At 37.3% G+C, this 7,642-nt stretch carries 8 protein-coding genes and 1 tRNA gene; 6 read left to right on the forward strand and 3 right to left on the reverse strand.

Going from position 1 to position 7,642, the window contains the following annotated elements; genetic code table 11:
- Positions 1-188 precede the first annotated feature (188 nt).
- The 3 genes from KCG35_RS17420 to KCG35_RS17430 all read left to right on the forward strand — a co-directional run bounded on the left by KCG35_RS17420 (position 189) and on the right by KCG35_RS17430 (position 2,726).
- Complete coding sequence (locus KCG35_RS17420; protein WP_215821074.1) at positions 189-1,298, forward strand: TRAP transporter substrate-binding protein; 1,110 nt, start codon at positions 189-191, stop codon at positions 1,296-1,298.
- 105 nt (positions 1,299-1,403) lie between these two features.
- Positions 1,404-1,682 (forward strand): polyhydroxyalkanoic acid system family protein, encoded by a 279-nt coding sequence (locus KCG35_RS17425; RefSeq protein ID WP_215821075.1) that lies wholly within the window; start codon positions 1,404-1,406, stop codon positions 1,680-1,682.
- Between the two features lie 402 nt (positions 1,683-2,084).
- Positions 2,085-2,726, forward strand: coding sequence for a TetR/AcrR family transcriptional regulator (locus tag KCG35_RS17430; RefSeq protein ID WP_215821076.1), 642 nt, complete (start codon positions 2,085-2,087; stop codon positions 2,724-2,726).
- A gap of 56 nt (positions 2,727-2,782) precedes the next feature.
- Here KCG35_RS17430 and KCG35_RS17435 read toward each other — a convergent pair whose 3' ends face one another.
- Positions 2,783-3,247, reverse strand: coding sequence for a phasin family protein (locus tag KCG35_RS17435; RefSeq protein WP_215821077.1), 465 nt, complete (start codon positions 3,245-3,247; stop codon positions 2,783-2,785).
- Between the two features lie 472 nt (positions 3,248-3,719).
- Here KCG35_RS17435 and KCG35_RS17440 point away from each other — a divergent pair, with 472 nt between their 5' ends.
- A complete protein-coding gene (locus tag KCG35_RS17440) occupies positions 3,720-5,528 on the forward strand; it encodes an alpha/beta fold hydrolase (RefSeq protein ID WP_215821078.1) in 1,809 nt (602 codons plus the stop codon).
- An 8-nt stretch (positions 5,529-5,536) separates the two neighbouring features.
- Positions 5,537-6,442, forward strand: coding sequence for a poly(3-hydroxyalkanoate) depolymerase (gene phaZ, locus KCG35_RS17445; RefSeq protein ID WP_215821079.1), 906 nt, complete (start codon positions 5,537-5,539; stop codon positions 6,440-6,442).
- A 54-nt stretch (positions 6,443-6,496) separates the two neighbouring features.
- Here phaZ and KCG35_RS17450 read toward each other — a convergent pair whose 3' ends face one another.
- A complete protein-coding gene (locus KCG35_RS17450; RefSeq protein ID WP_215821080.1) occupies positions 6,497-6,976 on the reverse strand; it encodes a MaoC family dehydratase in 480 nt (159 codons plus the stop codon).
- Between the two features lie 198 nt (positions 6,977-7,174).
- Positions 7,175-7,248 (reverse strand) — tRNA-Gly (locus KCG35_RS17455).
- Positions 7,249-7,399: 151 nt separating this feature from the next.
- On the opposite strand from KCG35_RS17455, the gene KCG35_RS17460 reads away from it, so the two are divergent.
- On the forward strand, positions 7,400-7,642 hold a 243-nt coding region (locus KCG35_RS17460; protein ID WP_215821081.1), incomplete at its 3' end, for an RDD family protein.

Below are 7,642 nucleotides of genomic sequence, written 5' to 3' on the forward strand. Positions count from 1 at the left end.
TGGATGGAGATATAAAGCTCTCATAACAAAAGTTTTCCTGCAGTGAAGGGTAGATAAGTTTGAGTTATAGTGGTTAAAAAATAAAAGAAGACCAAATAAGAATAAAAGAGGATACCCGAGCCGATATAACAACAATAAACCCGTCAGCTGAGGGTATGAAATGAGCAAAGTGTAGGGAGTCATAAAAAATGAAACGTCGTGATTTTATGACTGCAGCTAGCTTAGGTGCAGTCGGGGTTGCTGTTGCTGGATGTTCTCAGCAGTCTGAAAAAGAATGCAGCCAAGTAGTTAAACCCGAAGAGAAAAACACGATACATTGGAAAATGGTGACAACCTGGCCAAAAAACTTCCCCGGTTTGGGCACAGCACCTGAGCGTTTCGCTAAAAATGTAAAAATTATGAGTAATGGGCGCTTGGAAATTAAAGTATATGGAGCAGGTGAGCTGGTGCCTGCGTTAGAAGTATTTGATGCTGTGTCCAATGGTACAGCAGAAATGGGTCATGGTGCAGCCTATTATTGGAAAGGAAAATCAGCTGCTGCACAGTTTTTTGCGGCAGTACCTTTTGGCTTTAATGCTCAGGAAATGAATAGTTGGTTGCACTATGGGGGTGGGCAAGAGTTATGGGATGAGGTATATGCCCCATTCAATCTTAAGCCTTTCGCTGGAGGCAACACGGGTGTGCAAATGGCTGGTTGGTTCAATAAAAAAATTGAATCTACGGAGGACCTGAAAGGTTTGAAAATGCGTATTCCTGGTCTTGGCGGAGAAGTGTTAAAAAGATTAGGAGGCGTGCCTGTTAATATTCCTGGAGGAGAGTTATTTACCGCATTACAAACGGGTGCAATTGATGCAACAGAATGGGTCGGTCCTTATAATGATTTGGCATTTGGCTTATATAAAGCAGCTAAATATTATTATTACCCAGGATGGCACGAGCCAGGGACGACACTTGAAGTCATTATCAATAAAAAAGCACTTGAATCATTACCTGCGGATTTACAGGAAATTGTCAAACAAGCTGTGCGTGCCTCGAATCAAGACATGCTTGATGAGTATACAGCCAGGAATAATAGCGCATTAGAACAATTAGTTCATAAGTATAACGTTACCTTACTTCGCTTACCGGATGATGTCTTAAAAAAGCTTAAAGATACATCGGAAGTAGTTGTTGGTGAAATAGCTGAAACTAATGAGCTAACGAAACGGATTTACGCATCATTTGTGCAGTTTGCCAAGCAAGTAAAGGATTACCACAAAATTTCAGAACAGGCCTACTATGAAACAAGAGCGTTATAGTTGAATCATGAAATAGCCTTGTATACTCTTTGCTATAAGGCGAAGGGTTGTTGGCCCTAGCATTAACAAAGTGGTTTATGTTGTATTTGAGGATCTATTAGGTCAATGGCTAATATTGAAATTAAACGCTCACACGGCATGAGTATTGATAAGGCAAAACAAGTCGTACAGAAGATTGCTGATGAAATGCAGTCTTCTATGGGTTTATCTTGCCAGTGGGACAGTGATTATCACTTATCCTTTAAGCAAACAGGTGTTCAAGGTTCTATTAAGGTTACTGAAGAACTTGTTGAAATTGATGTGAAGCTCAATGCTATTATGAAAGCATTTAGAGGCACAATTGAGCAACAGATAAATCAGCGTTTAGATAAAATGATAAAATAGTAGCTCATTTAAAGTTACTTGATCATATTAATAATGCTTGCCGTTATGATCGATATTTAAATGAATGTATACCCTTCACGAATCATTTTTAGGGTTTGTTGTCAGCGTTCTTGACCACCAAGGATGGTGTGAATGCAGTTCATGCAGGAGCATTTAACTGCCACCCCAGTCACTTATTAATATAACCGCCCAGCAGCGCTGTTATATCAATTAAAGTCGCTACCGCAAGTTTCACAGTAGTAAACTTGCCCTGGGGCTTCATCGCTTGACGGCCGCCGCTAAAAAACCTTCGTACTGGGTATATTGACGGTAAGCTACAGAACTCATTAGGAAAAGTTTAAAAAACCGGATGGATCATTAAAAATAGGGATTCTGACTTTTTAACTTAACAAGGCTGTTTAGATGAAAACCAGGGAGAGGATTTTAGTAACTAGTTTAGAGTTATTTAACTGTAATGGTGAGCCTAATATTACAACGATAGATATATCGAATGAAATGGATATCAGCCCAGGTAACCTTTACTATCACTTTCAGGGAAAAGAAGAAATTATCACAGAGCTTTATCTAAGATATGAAAGTGAAATTGTTGAACTCTTAGATTCACCAAGTAGGCACTCATTAGCGATTGATGATTATTGGTTATATTTACACTTAATATTTGAAACTATACATAGCTATCGTTTTTTATATAGAGATTTATTAGATTTATTGGCGAAAAATAAAAAAATAAAACCTCGTTTTACACGTGTTTTGATTAAGAAAAGAAAAACATTTATTGAAATATGTGAATATTTGAGGGATGCTTCATACTTAATTGCAAGTGATGATGAAATTGCTGTTTTAGCCGATAATGCGACTGTTATTGCAACCTTTTGGCTTAATTATGAGGTTATGCGTACCAAGAAAGGCTACGATACATGTTATATAAATCAGGGTATTTACCAAGTGATTTGTTTGGTTAAGCCCTATATGATTGATGAGCAGCGTGAAATACTAGATAAGCGTAGCCTAATTTACAAATCATCTGTTAGCTTTCCGGTATGATATATACCCTTCGTGGAAAGCTTTATCACACGAAGGGTTTAATCTCTAAGGTTATATTATACAGCGGCAGGTTTTTTAGCCGTTGATGTGGTTGAAGTTTTGGAAGAAGAGCTGGCAGTACCGGATGATGTTGAACTTTTACTGCTAACGCCTCTATCTGCTGTTAAGGCCTTTACCGATTGACTTAACTCTTCAATTTGATGACTTAGCTCTTTTAGTTCATCACGTGATCCACTTGATAGTCTATCTTTCAACTGTTTTATTCTGCTTTCTAAGCGATCAGTTGTTTTAGATTTTATTTTTTCCTTTACTTCGTCCACTTTGTTTTGTGTACGGGCTTGTACTTCTTCACCATCTTTAACCAGGTTTTCAAATAAACGAATACCTTCTTGGCCAAGTTTTTCATATTGAGCATAGGCTCCTAATCCTGCCAGCCAGATTTTATGAGCAGAATCACGAATTCCAGTAAGTAATGATTTTTCTTTATCAGTTGATTTATCAGTTTTTTTAGCATCTGACATTGTAGCGTCCTCGTTGCTTGGGCTGGGTAACCCTTTACGATGTATTTTGGGGGCTAAACCTCAGCTTTATTACTTAACACTAAGTGTTTTACTACTAAAGAAGTACTTTACTGTAAATGTCAACTTTATAAGCTAAGGGTAAATAACAGTTCTACAGTTCAATTTTATTCAATAGCTCGACTATAGCAATGAAAATTAGAATGAACATACTAAATTTGCCAATTACAATAGTCATAAGGAGGCAAAAAACTGTTGCTTAGTTGCGCTTTTAAGGTCATTGCTGGAAGCATTCTAGAAGTAGTTATTGTGTTGTGTTAGTTCATTGTAACCTGTATAAATCACTTGATTTATATAGTTAAAGTTTATAAAACCACTATTCTGTCATCAAAATTTGATACTTTTGAGATGATTGGCTTTAACAAAAATGTAACAAGCCATGGTTGGTAAACACAGCACAGGGAAATAGATATTCATGAAGAACGAAGCTGCGATAAATGACATTAGCCAACGCATAGAAGTATTAAGAGAAACTATTCAGCGGTTAGAGAAAACAGATAGAAGAGCAGCTGAACGGTTGAAAAAAACATTACAGAATGAGTTAGGAGCAGAACATCAGCCTAGCAAAACGAATGGGCGGTCAAATCCTGATCATGCTGCGATGGGAACACCCATTGTAAGGTTACATAGTAAAGATTTATTTTCTACTGCAGGAACGATTGTCAAACAAGCTGTTTCTCATCCAAAGGCAGGATTAAAGCAGCTACTGGAATTTGGTAAAGATATGTCTCAAGTAATATTGGGAACCTCAGAGTTTTTACCAAAACGAAATGATCGTCGTTTTAGCGATCCGACTTGGCTTGAAAATCCAGTTTATCGTCGTTATATGCAGGCATATTTTGCATGGTATAAACATCTTAATGATTGGGTTGATGATGCAGAGTTTGATAATGATGATAGCCGTCGAGCTAAATTTATTATCTCTCTTTTTGCAGAAGCAATTGCACCTTCAAATTCATTGATAAATCCTGCTGTTATAAAACGGTTTTTTGAAACAGGTGGTCTTAGCCTGGAAAAAGGCTTATTGCACCTACTTGATGATATTCGACATAATGGTGGAATGCCGGCACAAGTCGATAAATCAGCATTTTCCGTAGGGAAAAATATTGCTACTTCAGAAGGTAATGTGGTTTTCAGATGTGATATTTTAGAACTTATTCAATATAAACCAACAACAGAAAAAGTGTTTAAAATACCTCTGTTTATAATTCCACCACAAATCAATAAGTTTTATGCTTTTGACTTAAGCCCAGAAAAAAGTTTTATTCGTTTCTGTAATTCTATTGGCCTGCAAGTATTTATTGTCAGTTGGCGAAATCCAACACCGGAGCATCGTAATTGGGGGCTTGATCAATATATTTTGGGGCTAAGCGAAGCTGTTCATGTTATCCATGAAATTGCTGAAGTTGACACTATAAACATTTTAGGAGCTTGTTCAGGAGGCTTAACTTCTGTACTGTTATCCAGCTATCTGCAAAGCATGGATAAACCAATAATAAATTCAATTACTCAATTAGTCAGTATTATTGATACGCAAGTTAACTCTGATATAGCGCTTTTTGTTACCGAAAAAACGTTAGAAACAGCTAAACAAACATCAGCTGCTAAAGGGGTTTTAGAAGGCAGGGATATGGCACGTGCATTTGCATGGATGAGGCCAACTGATCTTATTTGGAATTATTGGGTTAATAACTATTTACTAGGGAAAGAGCCTCCAGCATTTGATATTTTATATTGGAATAATGACTCCACTAGACTTCCAGCCAAACTCCATGCAGAATTTATTGATATTTATAAAGAAAATAGCTTGATACATCCTAATTCTCTAAAAATTGCTGGTCAACCAGTTGATGCTAACGCTTTGAAACAAGATGTATTCGCAGTTGCAGGACTAACGGATCACATTACGCTGTGGGACGCTTGTTATCGGTCTACACTATTATTGGGAGGTCAGTGTGAATTTGTTTTGAGCAATAGTGGACACATTCAAAGTATTCTTAATCCTCCAGGGAATCCAAAGGCGCACTTTTTTACAAATAAAGCTCATGCTGAAGAGCCTAGCGACTGGTATCAAGGTGCAACGCGTAATAATGGTAGTTGGTGGGAACACTGGCAAAAATGGATCATTGCTCATTCTGGTGAACAAAAAGATGCGCCACCATGCTTGGGTAATGAACAATATCCACCTCTAGAACCAGCACCTGGTTTATATGTACATGATTAGGTGATCCATTGGAAACGACATTTTCAACTAATATTCGCGAACCCATGAGGGTTCGCTTTAAAACACTTAATATAAACGGCCAAATAATACGAGCAGCTATCAGGCCAGGTAATGAACCAATATTGCCATTATTAGTATTTAATGGTATTGGTGCGAATTTAGAGTTAATTAAACCTTTTGCAGACGAGTTACAAGGTGTTGAAATAATTGCTTTTGATGCACCAGGAACGGGGGGATCATCAACGCCAACATTTCCTTATCGTTTTGCTGGATTATCACGAGTAATTGGAAAAATGCTAGATGAGCTGAATTACGGACAAATTAATGTATTAGGTGTTTCTTGGGGAGGAGCGCTAGCCCAACAGTTTGCCTATGATCATCCATATCGGTGCCGGCGTCTTATTTTAGCGGCTACTTCAATGGGGTCAGTTGCTGTTCCTGCTAAGCTCTCAGTACTGTTGAAATTGGCAAGCCCAAGGCGATATGTTCAACCAAGTTATATGCAGCGTATTGCAGCCTCTATTTATGGTGGAGCTTTCCGGAGAAATGATAACTTAATTAAAAAACATTCATTAAAAATTCGTTCGCCCAGTGGGATTGGCTATTATTATCAATTATTAGCAGGGGCGGGTTGGACCAGTTTTCACTGGTTACATAATATTAAGCAACCAACTTTGATTTTAGCTGGAGATGATGATCCAATTATTCCTATTGCCAATGCAAAGTTAATGGCAAAACGAATTCCTAATGCAGAACTGCGTATAATACGTTGTGGGCATTTATTCTTGCTGACCAAAACCAAAGAGATAGCACCTATTGTCAGAGATTTTTTAACAGACAATAAGCGACGACTAACCAGCCCACTCCCTCTGGAAACTGTTTCACCTGACGTAAGTAATGAAGTTATTGAGTAATCTGCTAAGGCCACATACATTTTTATACTATGAAATGTGACCTCATATACTAGTTTAATAAATTAAACGCACTAAAATTTCAGCGACACAAGCAGGTTTGGATTGTCCTTCTATTTCAACAGTTACTTGTTGTTTAAGTTGTATGGTACGTTCATCTTTTAACTCGGCTTCAAGTAAGGTTCTTTGCGCACGAACCTTTGAGTTTACGGGCACAGGATTCATAAACCGTAATTTATCCAAACCATAATTAACCATCATTTTCAGGTTTTTGAATGCTTCTTTGTACGGTGCCGTAATTGACTCGGTCAAGTGTGGTATTAATGATAATGTTAAGTAACCATGAGCAATGGTTGTTTTAAAGGGAGAAAGTTTTGCAGCTTTTTCCGGATCAATATGAATAAATTGGTGATCTAATGTCGCATCTGCAAAGAGATTGATTCTATCTTGATCAATACTAAGCCAATCTCCTGCCCCTTCAGCTTGATTAAGATGTCCTTTAAGAATTTCTAGTGCTAATTCTGCATTATTTGCCATATTAACCATCCTAGTTAATGTTTAAGTGTGTATTAAGAATATTGCAAAGAAGACGATAGAAGCTTTGCCATGGATAATCACTTTGCTTCGGATAAAGTTACATAGTAACTGTTTGTCATAATATAATCATGAATTGACTATGTAACAAAAAGATGACAAGAGAGGCTGAAAATAATGAATCATATAACGTTTTAGATTTGGAGCGGGTGATGGGAATCGAACCCATGTATTCAGCTTGGGAAGCTGATGTTCTACCATTGAACTACACCCGCTGTATGTCTTCACCTTACATTATAAACACTATGAATACCTAAATACAACAGATATAATTTGAATTTGCGGCATTATAATACACATAAAATATGCTGGTAAATTCAATTTTGTTATTAATGTTATTTATGAGCGTTTAAGGTGGATAGTAGTATGTCAGGTAGTCATAATGTATATCAAGCGCCATCTTCAGATTTGGAAACAGTAGTTCCAATGTCAGAGGAAGGTGAACTTGCAAGTCGTTGGAGTCGATTGGGAGCCTCGCTCATTGATGCTTTTATTCTAAATATAATAAGTATGCCTGTGTTGTATGCTGTAGGTTATTTTGACGGTGCGTTGAGTGGACAACAGCCTAGTTTTACTAGTCAAGCAATGGCTATGTTATTGAGTCTTGAT

Origin of the sequence: Zooshikella harenae, assembly GCF_018837975.1 — a bacterium.
Taxonomy (GTDB): Bacteria; Pseudomonadota; Gammaproteobacteria; order Pseudomonadales; family Zooshikellaceae; genus Zooshikella; species Zooshikella harenae.